At 66.8% G+C, this 20961-nt stretch carries 16 protein-coding genes; 5 read left to right on the top strand and 11 right to left on the bottom strand.

The window, feature by feature from the left end; translation table 11 throughout:
* Position 1: 1 nt before the first annotated feature.
* Positions 2 to 1117: a hypothetical protein gene (locus HMP09_RS16505; RefSeq protein ID WP_176501244.1), complete on the bottom strand. Its 1116-nt coding sequence runs from the start codon at positions 1115 to 1117 to the stop codon at positions 2 to 4.
* Positions 1114 to 1854: a phosphocholine cytidylyltransferase family protein gene (locus HMP09_RS16510; RefSeq protein ID WP_176501245.1), complete on the bottom strand. Its 741-nt coding sequence runs from the start codon at positions 1852 to 1854 to the stop codon at positions 1114 to 1116. The genes HMP09_RS16505 and HMP09_RS16510 overlap by 4 nt, the downstream gene beginning before the upstream one ends.
* A gap of 109 nt (positions 1855 to 1963) precedes the next feature.
* Here HMP09_RS16510 and HMP09_RS16515 point away from each other — a divergent pair, with 109 nt between their 5' ends.
* Entirely contained in the window at positions 1964 to 3049 is a 1086-nt protein-coding gene (locus HMP09_RS16515; RefSeq protein WP_332103228.1) for a mechanosensitive ion channel family protein, read from the top strand.
* 126 nt (positions 3050 to 3175) lie between these two features.
* Here the strand turns inward: HMP09_RS16515 and HMP09_RS16520 are convergent, their stop codons facing one another.
* The 3 genes from HMP09_RS16520 to otsB are packed head-to-tail and all read right to left on the bottom strand — an operon-like array spanning position 3176 to position 7118.
* The gene (locus HMP09_RS16520; RefSeq protein WP_176501246.1) at positions 3176 to 4564 is read right to left on the bottom strand and encodes an alpha,alpha-trehalose-phosphate synthase (UDP-forming); all 1389 of its coding nucleotides are present in this window, start codon (positions 4562 to 4564) and stop codon (positions 3176 to 3178) included.
* Positions 4561 to 6357: a glycoside hydrolase family 15 protein gene (locus HMP09_RS16525; protein WP_176501247.1), complete on the bottom strand. Its 1797-nt coding sequence runs from the start codon at positions 6355 to 6357 to the stop codon at positions 4561 to 4563. Before HMP09_RS16525 ends, HMP09_RS16520 begins: the two co-directional genes overlap by 4 nt.
* Complete coding sequence (gene otsB / locus HMP09_RS16530; RefSeq protein WP_232090436.1) at positions 6354 to 7118, bottom strand: trehalose-phosphatase; 765 nt, start codon at positions 7116 to 7118, stop codon at positions 6354 to 6356. The genes HMP09_RS16525 and otsB overlap by 4 nt, the downstream gene beginning before the upstream one ends.
* Before the next feature lie 926 nt (positions 7119 to 8044).
* Here otsB and HMP09_RS16535 point away from each other — a divergent pair.
* The 4 genes from HMP09_RS16535 (at position 8045) to HMP09_RS16550 (ending at position 13058) form a co-directional block, all read left to right on the top strand.
* On the top strand, positions 8045 to 9574 hold the full coding sequence (locus HMP09_RS16535) for an efflux transporter outer membrane subunit (protein ID WP_176501248.1): 1530 nt from the start codon (positions 8045 to 8047) through the stop codon (positions 9572 to 9574).
* Positions 9574 to 10947, top strand: coding sequence for an efflux RND transporter periplasmic adaptor subunit (locus tag HMP09_RS16540; protein ID WP_176501249.1), 1374 nt, complete (start codon positions 9574 to 9576; stop codon positions 10945 to 10947). Before HMP09_RS16535 ends, HMP09_RS16540 begins: the two co-directional genes overlap by 1 nt.
* 73 nt (positions 10948 to 11020) lie before the next feature.
* Entirely contained in the window at positions 11021 to 11677 is a 657-nt protein-coding gene (locus HMP09_RS16545; RefSeq protein WP_443026472.1) for an ABC transporter ATP-binding protein, read from the top strand.
* Between the two features lie 172 nt (positions 11678 to 11849).
* On the top strand, positions 11850 to 13058 hold the full coding sequence (locus HMP09_RS16550; RefSeq protein ID WP_176501250.1) for an ABC transporter permease: 1209 nt from the start codon (positions 11850 to 11852) through the stop codon (positions 13056 to 13058).
* Here HMP09_RS16550 and HMP09_RS16555 read toward each other — a convergent pair.
* The 6 genes from HMP09_RS16555 to HMP09_RS16580 all read right to left on the bottom strand — a co-directional run bounded on the left by HMP09_RS16555 (position 13033) and on the right by HMP09_RS16580 (position 20911).
* A complete protein-coding gene (locus HMP09_RS16555; RefSeq protein ID WP_176501251.1) occupies positions 13033 to 13650 on the bottom strand; it encodes a nucleotidyltransferase family protein in 618 nt (205 codons plus the stop codon). The two genes, HMP09_RS16550 and HMP09_RS16555, sit on opposite strands and share 26 nt — an antisense overlap.
* A complete protein-coding gene (locus HMP09_RS16560; protein ID WP_176501252.1) occupies positions 13637 to 14560 on the bottom strand; it encodes an XdhC family protein in 924 nt (307 codons plus the stop codon). The genes HMP09_RS16555 and HMP09_RS16560 overlap by 14 nt, the downstream gene beginning before the upstream one ends.
* 97 nt (positions 14561 to 14657) lie before the next feature.
* The gene (locus tag HMP09_RS16565) at positions 14658 to 16862 is read right to left on the bottom strand and encodes a xanthine dehydrogenase family protein molybdopterin-binding subunit (protein WP_176501253.1); all 2205 of its coding nucleotides are present in this window, start codon (positions 16860 to 16862) and stop codon (positions 14658 to 14660) included.
* Positions 16863 to 17136: 274 nt separating this feature from the next.
* Entirely contained in the window at positions 17137 to 19368 is a 2232-nt protein-coding gene (locus HMP09_RS16570) for a xanthine dehydrogenase family protein molybdopterin-binding subunit (RefSeq protein WP_176501254.1), read from the bottom strand.
* A 2-nt stretch (positions 19369 to 19370) separates the two neighbouring features.
* On the bottom strand, positions 19371 to 20351 hold the full coding sequence (locus tag HMP09_RS16575) for an FAD binding domain-containing protein (RefSeq protein WP_176501255.1): 981 nt from the start codon (positions 20349 to 20351) through the stop codon (positions 19371 to 19373).
* Positions 20348 to 20911, bottom strand: coding sequence for a 2Fe-2S iron-sulfur cluster-binding protein (locus HMP09_RS16580; RefSeq protein WP_176501256.1), 564 nt, complete (start codon positions 20909 to 20911; stop codon positions 20348 to 20350). The genes HMP09_RS16575 and HMP09_RS16580 overlap by 4 nt, the downstream gene beginning before the upstream one ends.
* Between the last annotated feature and the right edge of the window lie 50 nt (positions 20912 to 20961).

Genomic DNA, 20961 nt, shown 5'->3' on the forward strand with positions numbered 1-20961 from the left:
GTCAGCGTCGCAGTGCCGCGACCACCACGCGCGCGGCACGATCCGGGGCGTCACCGGACACGTCGCCCAGGGCTTCGCGGACGAATCGGTCCTGGAACGGAATGTAGTCGGCATGCCGGGTCGGCGCGCGCTCGATCGCAGGGATCAGCGTCGCAAGCGTCTCCACCACCTCGCCTGCCTCCCACATCGCGTAGGATGCGTCGCCCTGCCAGTCGGCGTCGAGCGCATTCAGGAACACGCAGGGTCGCGGCCGCATCAGATATTCGACGACCTGGCTCGACGTATCGCCGAGATACAGGTCGGCGGCGGCGGTATAGCTGCCGTCGACCATCGCGAAGCTGTCGAGATCGCAGTGCACGCCGCTACGGCCCTCGAGGCTGGCGACGAACGCGGACACGGCGGGCGCGCGCTCCACGAGTCGCTGGTGCGGGGCGAAGATCAGGTTGAAGCGACCGTCCGCCAGGATGCGCTCGACGATCTCCGGCCCCCAGCGCCACCAGGACGAACGATGGGCCTGCCAATGCGGGTTGTAGACGATGATCGGCTTGGCATCCGCGAACAGCCGGGCAGGCGGGGTCCGCTGGCGAAAGCCCGCCTTCACATAGCCGGTCGTGATGATCCGCGCAGGGTCGTCTCCGCCTTCGATCAGCGCACCACGATCGCGTTCGGCTGCAACCAGCGTCCGCCATCCCGCGCGCCGCCGCCAATGTCCGCGCGCCATCATCGATCCCGCCCCGTGGAAGGTGTCGATGAACCGCGTCCGCAGCGGCAGCATCGCCGGCAGCCACAGGCTCGTCTGTTCGGCGCAGACGACCACCGCGGTCCGCGCAAGATACGGCGCGAGGCGAATCAGCATCGGCAGCTTGGCGGGCAGGGGGGGATTGCGGCCGTCGGCATAGCCGGCAACGCTGCGGAAGCCGGGTGCGCGTCGGATGCGGACCGTCGTCATCTCCGCATCGCGAACCCAGGCGCCCAGCAAAGCCTCGTGCATCGAGGTGCTCACCCACAGCTCCACCGGCAGGTCCGGCGCGATCGCGACCAGCGCCTCGACGATCGGATAGAGATGCGGGATCAGCAGCGTCTCGCCGAGAAACAGGAACGCGACCTTCCGTGTCACGATCGCGAAAGGCCGTCCGCGAGCGCGCGATGGTCATGTTGCCAGAGTGCGATGTCCTCCGGGCGGTCGATTTCCTGCCAGCGGACATCGCCCGCGATCCGAACCGCGCGGACGCCGACGGTCTCCGCGAGACGGCGGACGACGGCGTGATGATAGGCATGGATGCCCTCGTCCTCGCCGATCACCGCGCGCAACGCCTCTGCATATGCGCCGCCGCCGGTCGAGACGATCAACCCGAGCGATCGGTCGGTGGCCTGATGCCCGACCAGATGCTTGCCGACCGCGACGACGCGGTCACCCTTCGCCTCGACCAGCATGTCGTCGAGGCCCGGCTCGTCCAGCGGCTCGATCACCAGCGTAACGCCGCGGACCGGATCGGCGACAGCAGCGCGCAGGATCGGCGCATCGAACAGCGTGTCGCCGTTCATCAACGCAAACGGTGCTTCGAGATACGCGCGCGCCGCCCAGACGCTGCCGATGCTGTTGGCGATCGACCAGAACGGGTTGAAGACGAGTTCGGTGGGCACGCCGCCATCGCGCGCCGCCAGATGCGCCGCGACCTGATCGATCCGATAGCCACCGACGATCACCGCGCCATCGAAGCCGGCTTCTGCCATCGCATCGAGCTGATGATCGAGGATTGCGCGGCCTCCGACCTGCACGAGGCATTTCGGCGTCGTCAGCGTCAACGGCAGGAGCCGCGATCCGTGGCCCGCGGCAAGGATGATGGCCTTCATGGGTCACGGCTGTACGCAATAAGTGTGGCAGGAAGAAAGCCGGTAACGCGCCAAACTGTTTATGCTGCAGTGCAGCGGAACATCGGCGACGTTCCGCCGTTGCGCTTCCATGCGCATGTTCAGATCGCTCCACATACCCCCCGAATGGGTCTGGCTGGAGAGTGTCGCGGTCGTCTCGGCCGCCGTCCTCGTCGCGCTGCTCGCGCATTGGCTGACGATGCGGATCGGTAGCCACGCCCAGCGCCGCTCGACCGCCAAGACCGACGGCCTCGTGCTTGCCCGCGTCCGCCGCCCGTTGCGCGCGGTGTTCGTCTCGGTGTCCGTCGCGTTCGTCGCGCGGATCCTGCCGATGGACAACGACATCGAGGATCTGTGGAAGCAGTTGCTCGGCTTCCTCGTCCCCGCGTTGCTCGGGTGGCTCGCGGTCGCGGCACTCCGTGCGTTCCAGGACGTGATCGAGATCCGCGCCGATGTCTCGGTCGAGGACAATTTGCGCGCTCGCCGCAAACGCACGCGCGCTGCTATTCTCGGGCGGATCGGCACGTTCTTCATCATCTTCATCAGCGTCTGCCTGATGCTGCTGAGCGTGCCCGGCATCCGGTCGATCGGCGTCACGCTGATGGCGTCGGCGGGTATCGCCGGCCTCGTCGTCGGTGCCGCCGCGCAGCCTGCGCTGAAGAACCTGATCGCTGGCGTGCAGATGGCGTTCACCGAGCCGATCCGGCTCGACGACGTGCTGATCGTCGACGGCGAATGGGGCCGCGTCGAGCAGATCAACCTGACCTTCGTGGTCATCAAGATCTGGGACGAGCGCCGTCTCGTCGTGCCGGTCTCGAAGTTCCTCGAACAGAGTTTCCAGAACTGGACGCGCGAGACGAGCCAGTTGATGGGCTCGGTGTTCTGGTATCTCGATCCGTCCGCCGACGTGCCGCGGCTGCGCGAGAAACTGGGGGAGATCATCACGTCGAACCCGCGGTGGGACAAGCGATTCTACAATCTTCAGGTCACCGACGTTAAGACGGACTGCATCGAACTGCGTGGGCTGATGACCGCCAAGGACGCGGCGATCGCGTTCGATCTGCGGTGTGATGTGCGCGAAGCGCTGCTGCGGTATATTCGCGACGAGATGCCGGAGGCACTGCCGCGCGGACGCCTGTTGATGGCGGCGGATCCGGTGAGTGCCCGTCCCAACTAGCGCCGTCATCCTGATACTTTACCGTCATCCTGACGAAAGTCAGGATCCAGAGCCGCAAGGACGCCGCCCGTTACTCTGGATCCTGACTTTCGTCAGGATGACGGACTTGGGTCGGCGAGCGGACCCTTAGGCCACCGCGTTCTCCGGTACCGCCTCCAACGCGGTGATGAACAGCTCGCACCACCACATCACGTCTTCCTTCCGCACATTGTCGATCAGTTTTTCCCAGCGCGCCTTGCGCTCGGCAAGCGGCATCGCCAGCGCCTTGCCGATCGCGTCGGACATCTCTTCGGGGCTGTACGGATTGACCAGCACCGCGTCTTTCAATTGCGTGGCGGCGCCCGCGAAGTGCGACAGGATCAGAACGCCCGGATCCTCCGGGTCCTGCGCCGCGACATATTCCTTCGCGACCAGGTTCATGCCGTCCCTGAGTGGCGTCACCAGCCCTACGCGGGCGGCGCGGTAGATTCCCGCCAGCACGTCGCGCGGGAAGCCGCGGTTGACGTAGCGGATCGGTGTCCAGTCGATATCCGAATATTCGCCGTTGATCCGCCCCGACATCGAATCGAGGTTCGCGCGGATCTCCTGATACGTATCGACCTTTTCGCGGCTCGGCGGCGCGATCTGGAGCATGTAGACCAGCCCCGCGCGGTCGGGATTGGCGCTCAGGAAGCGCTCATACCCCGCGAACCGCTCGGCCAAGCCCTTCGAATAATCGAGCCGGTCGACGCCCACGATCAGGCTGCGCCCGGTCGCGGACATGTACATGCGTTCCTTGGCATGGCGCGCGGTGTCGCTGTTCGCGGACTTCTCGAAATCCGCGGTCTCGATCCCGATCGGCGTGGTGATCGCCTTGATCGTGCGATCGCCGACCGTCACCCAGCCATCCTTGCCGACCACGCCGTCGAGCTGGCTGGTGACATAGTGCAGGAAGCTGTCGAGCCAGTCCTGCGTCTGGAAGCCGATCACGTCGTACGCGAACATCGATTCGACCAGCGCGCGGTGGCTCGGCAGCGACAACAGCATCGCCATCGGCGGCCACGGGATGTGGAGGAAGAAGCCGATCTTGTTCTCGACGCCAAGCTTGCGCAGTTCCTGGCCGAGCGGGACGTGGTGGTAATCATGTACCCAGACGAGATCGTCGGGCTCGATCAACGGCAACACCGTCTCCGCGAACCGCTTGTTCACCCGCGCATAACCGCTGGAGAAATCGCGCTCGAACTCGGTCAGGTCGATCCGGTAATGGAACAGCGGCCACAGCGTGCGGTTCGCATAGCCGTTATAATATTCGTCGAAATCCTGTTCCTCCAGGTCGATCGTCGCGGTGGTGACGCCCTTGCCCTGCTGGAAATTGATATGGCCGGTGAAGGTCTCGGTGGTCGCACCCGACCATCCGAACCACACGCCGCCCTTTTCGCGCAGCGCCGCGAGTAACGCGACCGCGAGGCCGCCCTGGTTGCCCGACGGGGCGTCGACCGACTGGACACGATTCGAGATGACGACGAGGCGGCTCATCGTACGGCACTCCAGGGCTTGCTGAGCAGGACGGCACAGTTGATCAGCCCCACCAGCGAATAGGTTTGCGGATAATTCCCCCACAGCTCGCCGGTCGCAGGATCGATATCCTCCGACAACAGCCCTGCAGGGGTACGGCGCGCAACCATCTCGGCGAACAGCGCGCACGCATCGGCGGTGCGGCCGGTCGCATGCAGCGCCTCGATCAGCCAGAACGTGCAGACGTTGAACGCGGTATGCGGCAGGCCGAAATCGTCCTCGGTCGCATAGCGCAGCATGTGGCTGCCGCGCCGCAGGCCTTCCTCGACCGCCTTCAGCGTCGACTGGAAGCGCGGATCATCGGGCGCGAAAAAGCGCAGGTCGAGCAGCTGGATCAGGCTCGCGTCGAGATCGTCGCCGCCGAACGTCGCAGAGATACGCTGCGTATCCTCGCGCCAGGCCGACGTCTCGATCTTGGTGCGGATCGTGTCCGCGCGCGCGTTCCAGAACGTCCGGCGACCTTCCAGCCCGAGCACGCCCGCCGCGTTGGCGAGCCGGTCGCACGCCGCCCAGCACATCGCCGCCGAATAGGTGTGGACATGCGCCTTGGTGCGCAGCTCCCACAGCCCCGCATCGGGCTTGTCATAGGTTTCCCACGCACGGTCGCCGACCAGCTCCAGGCTCTTGAAATCCTCCTCGCTCGACATGCGGAACAGCCGCTGGTCGAAGAACGCCTGGACGTCGGACAGGATGATCTGGCCATAAGCGTCGTGCTGGATCTGCTCGTACGCCTGGTTCCCGACGCGGACCGGGCCCATGCCGCGATAGCCGGGCAGGGTGGTCTCGGTGCGCTCGATCAGGGTCGCTTCGCCACCGACCCCGTAGAGCGGCTGGACATGGCCGCCCTTCGATGCATCGACGATGTTGCGCAAATATTCGAGATACCCCTCCAGCACGTCGAGCGCGCCAAGCCGGTTGAGCGCCTGCACCGTATAATAGGCGTCGCGGATCCAGCAGTAGCGATAATCCCAGTTACGCTCCGATCCCTCATGCTCGGGGATCGAGGTGGTGAGCGCGGCGACGATCGCGCCGGTCTCCTCGTGCTGGCACAGCTTCAGCGTGATCGCCGCGCGGATGACGACGTCCTGCCACTCGACCGGCGTCGCGAGCCCACGAACCCAGTGGCGCCACTCGTCCTTCGTGCGCATCAGCATCGCCTCGGCGGCCTCGTGCAGCACCCCCGCGAAACTCTCGTCGGGCCCGAGGAACAGGTGCATCTGGCGTTCGAGCCGGAACCAGTTCTCGCCGACGATATGCCCGACCGGCGCATCGGTCGTCAGCCGCAGCGTCTGATCGTCCATCAGGAAGCGGATGTGGTTCGACCCTTGCGTATGCTCGGTCGGCTTTCCCCAGTTCGTCGCGACGCGCATCCGGATCCGGATGCGCGGCGAGCCGGCGACCGGCTTGATGATCCGCACGAAACTCGTCGGTCGATAGGTGCGGCCTTCGCGCACGAACCGCGGGCAGAAGTCGATCACCTCGACCGCATTGCCCGCCTCGTCCTCATGGCGCGTGACCAGGATCGGCGTGTTGCGGATATAGGCCTGCGTGGTCTTCGCGCTGCCTTCGAGCTCGATCGCCCAGAACCCGGTCTTGGGCGCATCGCCGCCTAGCAAGGCGCAGAACGCCGGGTCGCCATCGACGCGGGGGACGCAGCCCCAGACGAACGTGCCGGTCTTGTCGATCAGCGCGGAAACCTGGCAATTGCCGATCGGCCACAGGTTCATGTCGGCGGTTTGAATAGGTGCAGTCATCGTGTTTCCAATATGGCAGCAATCCAGTCGCGAAGTGCGGCAACGTCGTTGAGGCGGTAGGTGGCAGCGGTAGGGCGTTTCGCGCCGATCAGCACACCCGCCCCGCCCAGATCGCGCGCGGCCTCGAACCCGTCCTCGTCGGTGACGTCGTCGCCAAAGAAATACGGCACGCTGCCTGCCATCGCCGGCGCGGCGATCAGGTCGCGCAGTGCTGCGCCCTTGTCGCCGGGGCTGCGCAGTTCGACCATCATCTTGCCGCGCTGGAGCGTGAGCCCATGGGCGGCGGCGAGGTCTTCGGCGAGGCGGACGGCTTGCGGTTCGAACGCCGGCGCCATCCGATAATGCAGCCCGGCACCAAGGCTCTTGGCTTCGTAGACGAGGTCGTTGGCGTCGGCGAAGCGTCGGAACGCGTCGGCTGCGGCTTCGAGCGAGGCGGGGCGTTCGGCGGCAATATGCCCGTCATCCGGCGTACGCGTCTCCGCGCCGTGACTGCCTGCGACTGCGAACAGGTGCGCGTGGCGGCCGAGCATCGCGTCGAGCTGCGCGATGGATCGGCCGCTGATGATCGCGACGCGCCCGGGGAAGCGGTCCGCGAGCGTTTCCAGAGTATCGAGCAGGATCTGGTCGACGACTACCGCATCCGGCGTCGCCGCAAGGTCGACCAGCGTCCCGTCGAAATCGAAGAACAGGCTCACTGCGTCGGGCACGACAAGGGGCGGCGCGAGGTCATCAGTCGCGGGCTGGCGTTCGGCTAGCATCATGGCTGAACCCATAGCGCCGCCGCTACGTTCCGCTGCACTGCAAAATTGGAACGGGTCCGGTTCGATTCTAGGACCGGGACGTTTGGGCAGCCCCACCGCCCCTCATGCTCTCCCCCGCGTTCACGAGGGAACAGCACGAGACCATGATCGACGCCCACTCGCCACCCCACCCCGGCGAAGGCCGGGGCCCAGTTGGCATGTCCCCCGTGATAGACCGCAGTCGCCCGTCATCATCGTTCGCCCAACTGGACCCCGGCCTCCGCCGGGGAGGCGCGTTTCGGTAAGGGGTAGAGTGTTTGTCACGCATGGTGCGTGAGGCATCGAGTCCCCAAATGGGCAGCGGAACGGCATTCCCCTGCATAGCCGAACGGTATCGCACACGCTCCGGACCGTCCGCCCACCACCACCCCGGCGAAGGCCGGGACCTAGCTGGCATGTCCCCCGTGATAGACCGCAGTCGCCCGTCATCACCGTTCGCCCAACTGGACCCCGGCCTCCGCCGGGGAGGCGCGTTTGGGGAAGGGGTCGGGTGTTTGTCACGCATGTTGCGTGAGGCATCGAGTCCCAAATGGGCAGCGGAACGGCATTCTCCTGCGCAGCCGAACGGTTTCGCACACGCCCCGGACCGTCCGCCCACCACCCCGGCGAAGGCCGGGGCCCAATTGGAAAGGTGGCAGTAATCAAGGACCGCGCCTCGCCAATGCCGTTCACCCAATTGGGCTACGGCTTTCGCGGGAGAACACCGCAGCGGGGGTGACGCACGTAAGAAAGCGCGTACACGTCCCATTGGGATAGCGGCCGAACACGTCCAAGGTGACGCGGCAAGTTGAAGCTGCCCCGCAACCCCTCCAGTCCGTCCCACCTGCGACACCTCGCGACACAAAACCGCTGGACTAGCAAACGCCCCTTGGTCATGCCTGCCGTCCATGTCCCGCGTCCGCGTTTTCCTCTTCGCCCCCGTCGTGTCCGCGGGCGTCTTGTCCGCGGGCGTCTTGTCCGCGGGCGTCCTGCTAGCCGGCTGCACCGTCGGCCCGGACTATCATCCCAAGGCTGCGGCGGAACTCGGCGTCCCGGATACCTATTCGGTCACCCCCGCGACCAGCCCCGAAGACCTCACGCGCTGGTGGCAGAAGTTCGACGACCCCGTCCTCGGCCAGCTGGTCGAGCAGGCCGCCGCCACCAATCTCGATCTCGCCCAGTCCGTCGCCCGCCTCCGCCAGGCGCGCGAGAGCCTGATCCAGAACCGCGCCTCGCTGCTCCCCACGCTGAGCGGGTCGGGTGGGTATCAGCGCAACGAGAACGTCCGTGGCGGCGGGCGCGCGTTCACTTTGCCCGACGGCACCGTCGTCGATACCGGCGGCGGCGGCGCCAACAGCTTCACCGTCGGCGCCAGCGCCAGCTACCAGGTCGGCGTGTTCGGCGAGATCCGCCGCACCGTCGAGGCGAGCCGCGCGGACTATGCCGCATCGGGCTATGATTACGCCACTGTCCTGATCTCGGTCGAGAGCGAGGTCGCGCGCAACTATGTCCTCGCCCGGCTGTACCAGCAACAGCTCGCCAATGCCCGCGCCTCGCTTGCGATCCAGGACGACAATCTCGAAATCGCCGGCTTCCGCGTCCAGGCCGGCCTCGTCTCCAGCGTCGACGCCGAACAGGCCCGCGCCCAGCGTGCGCAGACCGCCGCGACGATCCCGAGCCTCGACCAGCAATATGCCGCCGCCGTCGCGCGGATCGGCATTCTCACCGGCGAGGCCCCCGGCGCGCTCCGTCCGCTGATGGCGCCGGTCAAGGCGATCCCGACCGGCCCCGCAGCGGTCGGCGTCGGCATCCCCGGCGACACGCTGCGCCAGCGTCCCGACATCCGCTCAGCCGAACGCGCGCTCGCCGCCGCCACCGCGCGGATCGGCGTCGCGAAGGCGCAGCTCTATCCGGCGTTCGCGATCACCGGCAACCTCAACACCAACGCGACCTCGCTCGGCAGCATCGGCGACGCGATCACGGGCAGCCTGTTCGCCGGCCTGACGCAGGCGATCTTCAACGGCGGGCGTCTTCGCTCACAGGTCCGCACTAGCGAAGCCGCCACTGACGGCGCGCTTGCACTCTACAAATCGACCGTCCTGACCGCGCTGGAGGATGTCGAGAACGCCGTCGTCGCGCTGCAGACCGCGCAGGAACGCGAGCGCCAGTTCGCGATCGCGCTCGACGCGTCGAACAATTCCGCGATCCTGAGCCGCAGCCAGTACCGCACCGGGCTCACCGATTTCACCACGCTCAACCAGCAGGAAACCGCGCTGCTGTCCGCGCGCAACGGTGCGACGCAGGCGCGCGCCGACGCCGCGACCGCGCTGATCGCGCTGTACGCGGCGCTCGGCGGCGGCTGGGATTCGACCGTTATTCCAGAAGCGCCCCCGTCGTCTCAGGCGGCCAGCGCGCCAACCAATTCAGAGGCACGCTGATGGCCGACGCATCGATCGACGACTTCCTCGGCGTGAAGCCGCAGGCCCCCTGGAGACGCTATGTAAAGTGGGTCGCGATCGCGATCGGCGTGGTCCTGCTCTGCCTGCTGCTCACGCGCTGCTTCGGCGCAAAGGAGCAGACGCAATATTCGACGCAGGCCGCGGCGCGCGGCAACCTGACGGTCACCGTCTCGGCGACCGGCAAGCTCGCCCCGACGACTCAGGTCACGGTCGGCTCGCAGCTGTCGGGTCTCGTCACCAAGGTCGTGGTCGACGTCAACGACCGCGTGACGGCAGGCCAGCCGCTCGCGCTGATCGATCCCGAACAGCTCGACGACCAGATTCGCCAGACGAGCGCACAGCTTGCCGCCAACCAGGCGCAGGTCGCGCAGGCACAGGCCACCGTCGCCGAATCGAAAGCCCAGCTGAACCGCCTCGAAGAGGTCTCGCGTCTGTCGGGTGGCCGCGTGCCGTCGAAGACCGAGCTCCAGACCGGTCGCGCCGACTACGCGCGCGCGGTCGCCGCGCAGAAGGTCGCGGAGGCCAACGTCGTCGCCAGCCGCGCCGCGCTCGCACAGAACCAGACGCAGCGCGCGCGTGCGATCATCCGCTCGCCGGTAACGGGCGTCGTGCTCGCGCGCCAGATCGATCCCGGCCAGACCGTCGCGGCGTCGTTCAACACGCCGACCTTGTTCGTGATCGCCGAAGACCTCACCAAGATGAAGCTCGAGGTCGCGATCGACGAGGCGGACGTTGGCGAGGTCAAGATCGGCCAGAAGGCCAGCTTCACCGTTGACGCGTTCCCCGGCCAGACCTTCCCCGCGACCATCACGCGCGTCGATCTCGGCTCGAACCTGACGGTCAGCTCGGCGACCTCGTCCACGACGACCACGACCACCTCCACCGGCCAGGTCGTGTCCTATGCCGCCGACCTGACCGTCGCCAATCCGTCGCTGACGCTGCGCCCCGGCATGACCGCGACCGCGGACATCGTCACCTCGGACAAGCGCAACGTCATGCTCGTCCCCAACGCCGCGCTGCGCTTCAAGCCGAGCGCGGACGGCGCCAAGGATTCGGGCGGCGGCATCGCCGGCTCGCTGACCTTCCGGCCGAAGCGCGGCGGCGCGACCCGCACCGCGACGCTCGATCGCGGTTCGCAGCAGACGATCTACATCAAGGGCGCCGACGGCACGCCGCAGCCGGTGCAGATCACCACCGGCGACACCAACGGCACGATGACCGAAGTCCTGTCGGGCAACCTCCAGCCCGGCGCGCAGATCATCATCGGCCAGCTCGCCACCGGCACCGACACCAGCAAGACCCCCGCACGCCGGTCGGGCGGCGCCAGCAAGGGTGGGGGCAGTGGCCAGTAATCCGCCCCCGCTGATTTCGCCTCCGCTCATCTCCCTGCGCGGCGTCACCAAGACGTACGGCGCGGGCGCGACGATGTTCCAGGCGCTGAAAGGCGTCGACCTCGATATCGAGGCGGGCGATTTCGTCGCAGTGATGGGGCCGTCGGGGTCGGGCAAGTCGACGACGATGAACATCCTCGGCTGCCTCGACGTGCCGAGCGCGGGGACGTTCACCTTCCGAGGGCATCACGTCGAGACACTCGACCGCGACCAGCGCGCGCTGCTGCGCCGCAATTATCTCGGCTTCGTGTTCCAGGGCTTCAATCTCCTGTCGCGCACCTCCGCGCTTGAGAATGTCGAATTGCCCTTGCTCTACCGCGGCGACGACAAGCGCACGCGGCGCGATGCGGCGATGGCGAGTCTCGACACGGTCGGCCTCGCGGACTGGTGGGACCACACACCCGCCGAACTATCCGGCGGCCAGCAACAGCGCGTCGCGATCGCGCGCGCGCTGGTGACCAGCCCCGACGTGCTGCTGGCGGACGAACCGACCGGCAACCTCGACAGCGAACGCTCGATCGAGATCATGCAACTCCTCACGCGGCTGAACGCGGAGAAGAACATCACCGTGCTGATGGTCACGCACGAATCTGACATGGCCGCGTTCGCCAGGACGGTGGTTCACTTCAAGGACGGCCTGGTCGAACGCATCGAAAGCCAGCACCGCCAAGGCGAGAGGGTGGAGTCGTGATGGCCACCGTCGCCGTAGCCCATCGTCTCCCCTCCCGCCTGCGGGAGGGGTCGGGGGAGGGGCGTGCCTCAATGACCGGACGCCAGTACGTACTTCAGGCCCTCCCCCGACCCCTCCCGCAAGCGGAAGGGGAGCAGCAAGGCAGCGTCCTCGATAGCGGAGCGGCCCTCTAATGTTCGGCACCACGCTCGTCCTCGCGCTCCGCTCGATCCGCCGCCACCTGCTGCGCTCGTTCCTGACCATCCTCGGCATCGTCATCGGCGTCGGTGCGGTGGTGACGATGGTCACGCTCGGCAAGGCGACCACCGCTGCGGTCCAGCAGTCGATCTCGTCGCTCGGCACCAACATCCTCCAGATCCGTCCCGGCCAGGGCTTCGGCCGTGGCGGCGGCGGACCGCCGCCGCCGCCGCTCAAGATGGACGACATCGATCCGATCGCGCGCCAAATCGCCGGCGTCACCGCGGTCGCGCCGACCGAACAGCGCAGCGCCACCGCGATCTACAACGGCGCGAACTGGACGACCTCGATCAACGGCACCACGGGCGCCTATTTCGAGGTCCAGCCCTGGCCGCTCGCGGGCGGCCGCGTGTTCACCTCCCAGGAGGAAGCCGCGGGCAAGGCGGTCTGCATCATCGGCAACACCGTCATCCAGAACTTGTTCCGCGGCGTCGATCCGATCGGCCGGCGGATCCGTCTCAACGACATCTCGTGCGACGTGATCGGCACGCTCAGCACGCGCGGGCAGGCGGGGTTCGGCGGCGATCAGGACGATGTCGTGGTCATGCCGATCAAGACCGTCCAGCGCCGATTCACCGGCAACCAGAACGTCGCGGCGATCCTTGTCGGCGTCGACCAGGGTTACGACACGCAACAGGTCCAGGCCTCGCTGACCGACCTGCTGCGCGAGCGCCGCCATCTCGCGGCCGGCCAAGACAACAATTTCAACATCTTCGATACCAAGCAGATCTCGGACACGCTGACCGGCACCACCACTTTGCTCACCGGCATCGTCGCCGCGGTCGCCGGGATCAGCCTCGTCGTCGGCGGAATCGGCATCATGAACATCATGCTGGTCTCGGTGACCGAACGCACGCGCGAGATCGGCATTCGCCTCGCGATCGGCGCGGTCGCGCGCGAAGTGCTGATGCAGTTCCTCGTCGAGGCGATCGCGCTGTCGTGCCTCGGCGGGGTCATCGGCCTCGTCATCGCCCAGCTCGCGATCGCGATCATCGCCCCGCTGATCAAGGTTCAGTGGCTGTTCGTGCCCGAAATCAATATCTTCGCGTTCGTCATTTCGGCGGTGATCGGCGTGGTGTTCGGCTATTTCCCCGCGCGCCGCGCCGCCGCGATGAACCCTATCGACGCGTTAAGGCACGAGTGATCGCGGCCTTTGGATCGTGGACGAGCGCCTGCAGCCTCTCCAGATCCTCGGGCGTGTCGATATCGATCAGCTCGGCGGGTGCGGTCACGACGTGGCGCCCCGCCTTCACCAGATCGCGCGCACCCGCATCGCCGTCGAGCGATAACAAGAAATCGAACCGCTCGCGCCCGAACAGGGCAGGGGGCGACGGCTTCTCGCCATCGCTCGACGCCACCACCGCGTCGGCACTGTCGGCGGCATCGAGCATCCGGTAGATGTGCGCGGCGGTCACGCGCGGCATGTCGGCCAGCGCGATCAGCACCGCCTCAGCGCCCTCGTCCTTGGCGCATTGCACGCCGAGCTTCACCGACTGCGACATGCCCGACGACGGATCGTCGTTATGCACGACCTCGAAATGGTGGCTGAGGAAGTCGAGCTTGCAGCCGTCGGTGACGACCAGCCGCCGCTTGAACGGGATGTTCTCGAACGCGGTGACAACGTGCAGGCCCAGCGGCTTGTTGAGGAACGGCACCTCGAGCTTGTTGGGAATGCCGAACCGCTCCGAGCGACCCGCCGCGAGAAGGATGAGAAAGACGTTTTCAGCGGCGATCATTGAACGCTCCTATCATCGCCGCCGCGACCGACAGCGCAATCTCGGATGGTCCGATCGCGCCGATATCGAGCCCGACCGGCGCATCGATCCGGTCGATATTCTCGGGCGTAACGCCCTCGCTGGCAAGCCGCTCGCGCCGTGCCGCATGGCTCTTGCGACTGCCTAGCGCGCCGACATAGGCGGCGTCCGTGGCAAGCGCAGCGATCAGCGCAGGGTCGTCGATCTTGATATCGTGGCTGAGCGTCACGACCGCGGTCGACGGGCCGGGGCGCAGCGCGGCGATTGCCTCGTCGGGCCAGCGATCGTCGAGCGTGACCCCGGGGAAGCGCTCCTCGGTCAGGAACCGCGCACGCGGATCGATCACGATCGTCTCGATCCCGAGCTCGCGTGCCAAGCCGGCGAGCGCCTGCGCGATCTGTACCGCGCCCACGATCAGCAGCCGTCGCGGCGGGTCGTATCGATTGACGAACACCTCCCCCGTCTCGAGTGGCCGCGCGTCGCTGTGCCCGGTCTTGAGGTCGGTGGTCACCGTCAGCGCATCGCCTTGGTCGCGCGCGTCGGCGATCCGGTCGAACAGTTCGGGATCGAACCCTTCGGCCGACACCGGCTGCACCATCACCGCGATCTCGCCGCCGCACGGCAGCCCGACTTCCCACGCCGCCGCATCCGCCACGCCATAATTGCGCACCTGGAACGGCGCGCCCGCGATCACCTCCGCGGCGGTCGCGAGGATATCGCTCTCGACGCACCCGCCCGACACCGATCCCTCGAACCGGCCATCGGCGTGGACGAGCATGTGGCTCCCCTTGGGCCGCGGCGCCGAGCCCCAGGTCGAGACGACCGTGGCGATTGCCATAGTCTCGCCCTTCCACGCCTTGGCGGCGGCAATCACGCTATCGTTCTCGGCCATCTTCTACCTCGTTCGTTTTCCCGCGAACGCGGGAACCCAGGAGCCACCAACGCTCCGCCTGAAACCCTGGACCCCCGCCTGCGCGGGGGAACCGATTTTATACGGCCGGCAAGCCCGCTAGCAGCTTGTCGAGCGTCACCGGGAAGTCGCGCACCCGCACCCCGGTCGCGTTGTAGATCGCGTTCGCCACTGCGGCACCCGCACCCGAAATACCCAACTCGCCGACCCCCTTCGCGCCCGCCGGATTGGCGGAATCGTCGATCTCCTCGATGAAATGCACCTCGAGTTGCGGAATGTCGGCGTTCACCGCGACGTGATATTCGCCGAAATCGGGGTTCACGAACGCGCCCGTCCGCGTGTCGACGATCGCCTCCTCGCTCAGCGCATAGGCGATCCCCCACGCCATGCCGCCGGTGATCTGGCTCGTCGCGGTCTTGCGATTGAGCACGCGGCCGACATCGAACACGCCGAGCATCCGCCGGACGCGCGTCTCGCCCGTCACCGCGTTGACCGCGACCTCGACGAAGTGTGCGCCGTGGCTCGCCTGGCTCGTCCGCTTGCTCTCCTTGCCCGGCCCGGTCTTGCCCATCGCCACGATCGGTTCGCCGCGAACGAGGTCCGCCAGCGCTACCTGTCGCCCGCCCGCGCTGACGCAGCCGTCGTGCAGGCTCAGTTCTTCGGGCGCCGCATTCATCCGCAGCGCGAGTTCGCCTAGGATATCCTCGCAGGCGAGCATCACCGCGGACGCGGCACTGCCCGCGCCGAACGACCCACCCGAGCCCGCGCTCGGCGGGAAATCGGTATCGCCCAGCCGCACAGTCACGTCGGCCACCGGCAACCCGAGCATCTCGCCCGCGGTCTGCGCGAGGATCGTGTACGTCCCCGTGCCGATATCGGTCATGTCGCATTCAACCGTCGCGCGACCATCCGCCTCCAGCCGCACGCGCGCCTGCGCCTCGACGGTGAAGTTGCCGCGCAGGCTCGCCGCCATGCCGATCCCGACCAGCCATTCGCCCTCACGCACCGATCCCGGCGCGGGCAGCGTGGCGGGCCAGCCGAACCGCCTGGCACCCTGGTCATAGCAATCGAGCATCCGCCGCGTGGAGAAGGGCTTGCCGCTGACCGGATCGGTCTCGGGCTCGTTGCGCCGCCGCAACTCGACCGGATCGAGCCCGAGCTGCTCGGCCAGCTCATCCATTGCGCACTCGACCCCGAACGTGCCGACAGCCTCGCCCGGCGCACGCACCGCGCCCGTCGCGGGCAGGTCGACGCGCACGAGCCCGGTCTTGAACCGCCGCGCCTCGCCCCGGTACAGCGGCAGCGTCCCGAACGGCACCGGCTCTAGGAATTCGCCATCGTCGTTCTGCGCGACGACGCTTTCATGCCCCATGCCGAGGATCACGCCATCCTTGTCCGCCGCGATCCGGATACGCTGCGTGGTGTGCGAGCGGTGATGGACCATGTACGCGGTCTGGCGGCGGGGCAGCGCGATCTTCACCGGCCGCCCGACGACCTCGGCCGCGATCGCCGCGAGGATCGCCTCGGCACCGACGCCGGTCTTCCCACCAAACCCGCCGCCGACATAGGGCGCAAGCACGCGTACCGAGTCCGCGTCGATCTTGAGCGCCTTGGCGATCGTCTTGCGCGCGCCGCCGATCACCTGATTGCTGGTGCGCACGGTCAGCTTGCCGTCCTCCCACCACGCCGTGGTCGCATGCGGTTCGAGCGCAGCGGGGAAATGCACTGGTGTCGTGTAAATCTGGTCGAACGTCACCGCCGCACCGGCCATCACCGCATCCAGATCGCCAATATCGACCGGAGGGAGGAAACCGATCTCCGGCTTGGCATCGACCGGCTGCGCGTCGACGTCAAACCGACCCTCGCCGGCTTCGGTTTCGACCACCACCAGCGCTGCAGCCTCGCGCGCGATAGCCTGATCCTCGGCCACGACGATCGCGACCGGCTGGCCGAGATGGAGGATCGTGTCAGTATCGAACAGCGGCATCGCGCGCGAGTTGGCCTCGCCGGCCGGCATCCGCGGGTCACCGTGAAGAACGGCGATCACGCCGGGCAGCGCTTCGGCAGCTTTGATGTCGATGCTTAAAATACGCCCGCTACCAACGGGCGTTCCGACGATCGCAGCATAAGCGATCCCATCTGGCGTGCCCTCATAGGCATAGTCCGCAACGCCCGTAACCTTTGCCGGCCCCTCGATCCGATCGAGCCCCAGCCCGAGCAAGCCCTGCTTGGCGCGGTCGAGGGCAGCCGGCCGGAACGCCGTATCCATCACATGCTCGTTCATTCAACGGTCCTCGCGTGGGGCATCGGAGATGGGTACGGCCCATACCAACCACCACCCCGGCGAAGGCCGGGGCCCAATTGGAAAGACTTTTGTAACAGCACGCTGCACCCGGTTATTCCAGTTCCCCAATTGGGCCCCGGCCTTCGCCGGGGTGGAGTTCCTTCGCGATGCTCCGCGACCTATCCCGTTTCCCCGCGAAGGCGGGGATCCAGGGTCACAGGCGGTAGCGCTCGTGACCCTGGCCCCCCGCGTTCGCAGGGGGCCAGGCCCAACCTCAAACCGCCGGCAACTGATCCAGCAGCTTGTCGAGCGTGATCGGGAACTCCCGCACCCGGATCCCGGTGGCGTTATACACCGCGTTCGCCACCGCGGCGCCAGCGCCAGAGATCCCCAGCTCGCCGATCCCCTTGGCGTGGATCGGGTTCGCATGGATGTCGCGCTCGTCGACGAAATGCACGTCCATCTGCGGAATGTCGGCGTTCACCGGCACGTGATATTCGGCCAGATCGTGGTTCACGAGCTTGCCCGTCCGAATATCGTGGATCAGGTCCTCGGTCAGCGCCGCGCCGATCCCGAACGTCATCCCCCCCAGGCACTGCGACCGTGCCGTTTTGGCATTGAGCACGCGCCCAGCCGCGAACGACCCGAGCATACGCCGCACGCGCGTCTCGCCGGTGATCACGTTGACCGCAACCTCCGCGAAATGCGCCCCGAAGCCTGCCTGAGTCGTCTCCTTCTCCTGCTTGCCCGGCTTCACGTGCCCGGTCACCTCGAGACCCTTGCCGACCAGCTCGCCGATCGGCGTCGAGCGGTTGTCGCCGATCGCCTTGCCGTCCTTCAGCGTCAGGCCGTCCTCGTCGACGCCCATCGCCTCAGCAAGCTTCCCGCGCAGCATCTCGCACGCAAGATACACCGCGGTCCCCGAAGACGTCGCGCCCCACGAACCGCCCGAACCTGCGGCGGGGGGATCGTTGGTATCGCCCAACGCCATCGTGATGTTCTCGACCGGAATCCCCAGGATCTCCGACGCGATCTGCGCCAGGATCGTGTAGCTGCCGGTGCCGATATCGGTCATCGCCGACGACACGGTCGCCGAGCCATCGGGATGGATCTCGACCTTGGCGGACGATTCCTGCATCATGTTGCCGCGCACCGCGCCCGCGACGCCCATGCCGATCAGCCACTCGCCCTCGCGCCGCGTGCCGGCCTTCTTGCGCTGGTCCCAGCCGAACTTGGCTGCACCCTCGTCGAGCGCGCGCGTCAGGTTGCGCGACGAATAGGGCACGTCCTTCTCGGGATCGATCTTGGGATCGTTGCGCTTGCGCAGCTCGATCGGATCCATCTCGAGCTTCGCGGCCAGCTCGTCCATCGCACCCTCGAGCGCGAGCATCCCGACCGCTTCGCCCGGCGCGCGCATCGATCCCGAGACGACGAAGTTCACGTCGACCACGTCATGCGTGATCAGCCGGTTCTCGCCCCCGTACATCATGTGCGTGCCGATCCCGGCCGGCTCGAAATAATCCTCGGTCGGCTGGTTGGACGTCAGCGTCTCGTGACCGATCGCGGTCAGCGTACCATCGGCCTTGGCGGCGAGGCGGACACGCTGTTCGGTGTTCGACCGACGTACGGTCGCCTCGAAGACCTGCGGGCGCGACATCACCGCCTTGACCGGACGGCCAAGCTGCTTGGCCGCGATCGCCGCCGCCACGCTCTCGGGCGCGATACCGAGCTTCGACCCGAACCCGCCGCCGATATAGCGCGCGATGATCCGCACCTTCTTCTCGGCCACGCCAAGCGATTTTGCGAGCTGCTGCGCATCCGAAGTCGGCATCTGGTACGCTCCGTACAGCGACAGCGAGCCGTCCTCGTCCCAGACCGCGGTCGAGGCATGCGGCTCCATCGCCGCCGAATTCTGGCTCGGCGTGACATAGGTCGAATCGATTGTCACATCCGCTTCGGCCATCGCCGTGTCGACATCACCCTGCTTGAAATGCGCCTGGGTCGCGTCGTCGGCCGGCTTGCGGGTCTCGCCCTTGTTCGCCTCGAAATCATACTGCCCCTCGCTCGCCTCATATTCGATCGGCAACCGCGCCGCCGCATCGCGCGCGACCTCGAAGCTCTCGGCGAGCACGATCGCGACGATCTGGCCGAAGAACGCGATGTCCTTCACGCCCTGCGTCGGTGCATCGGTCGCGCCGCCCTGCGCGGACACACGGATGAACTGGTCGAAATCGGTGACGACATCGATCACGCCAGGCATCGACTTCACCGCATCGATATCGATCGAGACGACCTTGCCCGCCGAAATCTTCGTCCCGACCAGCACGCCATACGCCATATTGTCGAACTGATATTCGGCAGCATAGGTCGCGGTGCCCGTGACCTTTAGCGGACCGTCGATCCGGTCGAGCGGCTTGCCGATGACGCCCTGGACGCCGGTATCCAGAAGGCTGTCCGGATGCGGCTTGTCCATCGTCAGGCTGTTGGTGGTTCTTAAACCGAACATGCTTATGCTCCCGTTACGGTGCGCAGCGTCGCGATCAGCGTGCGACGGGCGAGGGGGATCTTGAAGTCGTTCGAGCCATAGCCCTTGGCATCGGCGAGCAGCGCGGTGGCCGCAGCCTCGAACGCCTCGTTGGTAGGCGCCTTGCCGACCAAAGCGGCCTCGACCGCCGGATTGCGCCACGGCATCGGCCCGAGCCCGCCGAACGCGAGCGAGGCGGACGCGATCACGCCGTCCTGCACGTCGACCACGGCCGCGACCGACACGAGTGCGAACGCATAGGACGCACGGTCGCGCACCTTGCGATATTCCTGCTTGCCCTTCGGCGGCGCTGGCAGCTCGACATGCGTGATCAACTCACCCGCCTCGAGCGCATTCTCAATCTGCGGCGTATCGCCCGGCAGGCGATAGAAGTCGTGGATCGAGATCCGTCGCCGGTCGCCATCCGCCTTGAGCGTCACGATCGTCGCGTCGAGCGCGCGCATCGCCACCGCCATGTCGCTCGGGTGCGTCGCGATGCAGTGCTCGCTGGTCCCGAGGATCGCGAGGATGCGGTTGAAGCCGCCGATCGCCGAACAGCCGCTACCGGGCTCGCGCTTGTTGCATGCGGCGGCGGTGTCGTAGAAATAATAGCAGCGCGTCCGCTGGAGCAGATTGCCCCCGGTCGACGCCTTGTTGCGCAGCTGCCCAGACGCACCCGCCAGCAACGCGCGGCTCAGCACTTCGTACTTCGCGACGATACGGCGGTCGGCGGCCAGATCGCTGTTCGGCACGAGCGCACCGATCGTCAGCCCACCATCCTCACGCTCCTCGATCTTCGCGAGATCGAGGCGGCTGATGTCGACTAGCTTGTCCGGCGTCTCGACCTGCAGCTTCATCAGGTCGAGCAGGTTGGTCCCGCCCGCGATGAACTTCGCATCACGCGTATCGATGTCTTTGACGGCAGCCTCGGGCGTAGCGGGCTTTTCGTAGGCGAAGGTCTTCATGCCACCAGCTCCCCGCGCGCGTTCGCTTCCATCGCGGCATCCTTCTCGTCGGCGGAGCGCCCCTTGGGTGCCGTATCGCCGACTTCGCGGATCGCATCGACGATGTTCGGATAGGCGGCGCAACGGCACAGATTGCCGCTCATCCGCTCCGAAATCTCGGCATCGTCGAACTTCGGATCGGTCAGGTCGCCCGACGCATGGCTGGCCCAGCCCTTCTTGACCTCGTCGAGCATGCCGACCGCCGAACAGATCTGCCCGGGCGTGCAATAACCGCACTGATAGCCGTCATGCCGCACGAACGCGTCCTGCAACGGGTGCAGGTTGCCCGGCTGGCCGATGCCCTCGATCGTCGTGATCTCGTCGTCCTGGTGCATGACGGCGAGCGTCAGGCAGGAATTGACGCGGCGCCCGTTGATCAGGACGGTGCACGCCCCGCACTGGCCATGGTCGCAACCCTTTTTCGAGCCCGTCAGCCCGAGATATTCGCGACATAGATCAAGCACCGACGTACGAATATCGGGCTCTGCGTCATATGATTGACCATTGATCGTGAAATGCATGGGAGTGCCCCTCGTTGAATGCGCTGGGAATTTTGGAATACGAGGACTGA

Origin of the sequence: Sphingomonas sp. HMP9 (assembly GCF_013374115.1) — a bacterium.
Classification (GTDB): domain Bacteria; phylum Pseudomonadota; class Alphaproteobacteria; order Sphingomonadales; family Sphingomonadaceae; genus Sphingomonas.

Coding starts and splice junctions, on each gene's coding strand:
- HMP09_RS16550 (WP_176501250.1), top strand. CDS start 11,850: ATGTTCGGCACCACGCTCGTCCTCGCGCTCCGCTCGATCCGCCGCCAC.
- HMP09_RS16515 (WP_332103228.1), top strand. CDS start 1,964: ATGCGCATGTTCAGATCGCTCCACATACCCCCCGAATGGGTCTGGCTG.
- HMP09_RS16575 (WP_176501255.1), bottom strand. CDS start 20,351: ATGAAGACCTTCGCCTACGAAAAGCCCGCTACGCCCGAGGCTGCCGTC.
- HMP09_RS16555 (WP_176501251.1), bottom strand. CDS start 13,650: ATGATCGCCGCTGAAAACGTCTTTCTCATCCTTCTCGCGGCGGGTCGC.
- otsB (WP_232090436.1), bottom strand. CDS start 7,118: ATGATGCTAGCCGAACGCCAGCCCGCGACTGATGACCTCGCGCCGCCC.
- HMP09_RS16540 (WP_176501249.1), top strand. CDS start 9,574: ATGGCCGACGCATCGATCGACGACTTCCTCGGCGTGAAGCCGCAGGCC.
- HMP09_RS16580 (WP_176501256.1), bottom strand. CDS start 20,911: ATGCATTTCACGATCAATGGTCAATCATATGACGCAGAGCCCGATATT.
- HMP09_RS16525 (WP_176501247.1), bottom strand. CDS start 6,357: ATGACTGCACCTATTCAAACCGCCGACATGAACCTGTGGCCGATCGGC.
- HMP09_RS16545 (WP_443026472.1), top strand. CDS start 11,021: ATGTTCCAGGCGCTGAAAGGCGTCGACCTCGATATCGAGGCGGGCGAT.
- HMP09_RS16520 (WP_176501246.1), bottom strand. CDS start 4,564: ATGAGCCGCCTCGTCGTCATCTCGAATCGTGTCCAGTCGGTCGACGCC.
- HMP09_RS16570 (WP_176501254.1), bottom strand. CDS start 19,368: ATGTTCGGTTTAAGAACCACCAACAGCCTGACGATGGACAAGCCGCAT.
- HMP09_RS16560 (WP_176501252.1), bottom strand. CDS start 14,560: ATGGCCGAGAACGATAGCGTGATTGCCGCCGCCAAGGCGTGGAAGGGC.
- HMP09_RS16535 (WP_176501248.1), top strand. CDS start 8,045: ATGTCCCGCGTCCGCGTTTTCCTCTTCGCCCCCGTCGTGTCCGCGGGC.
- HMP09_RS16565 (WP_176501253.1), bottom strand. CDS start 16,862: ATGAACGAGCATGTGATGGATACGGCGTTCCGGCCGGCTGCCCTCGAC.
- HMP09_RS16510 (WP_176501245.1), bottom strand. CDS start 1,854: ATGAAGGCCATCATCCTTGCCGCGGGCCACGGATCGCGGCTCCTGCCG.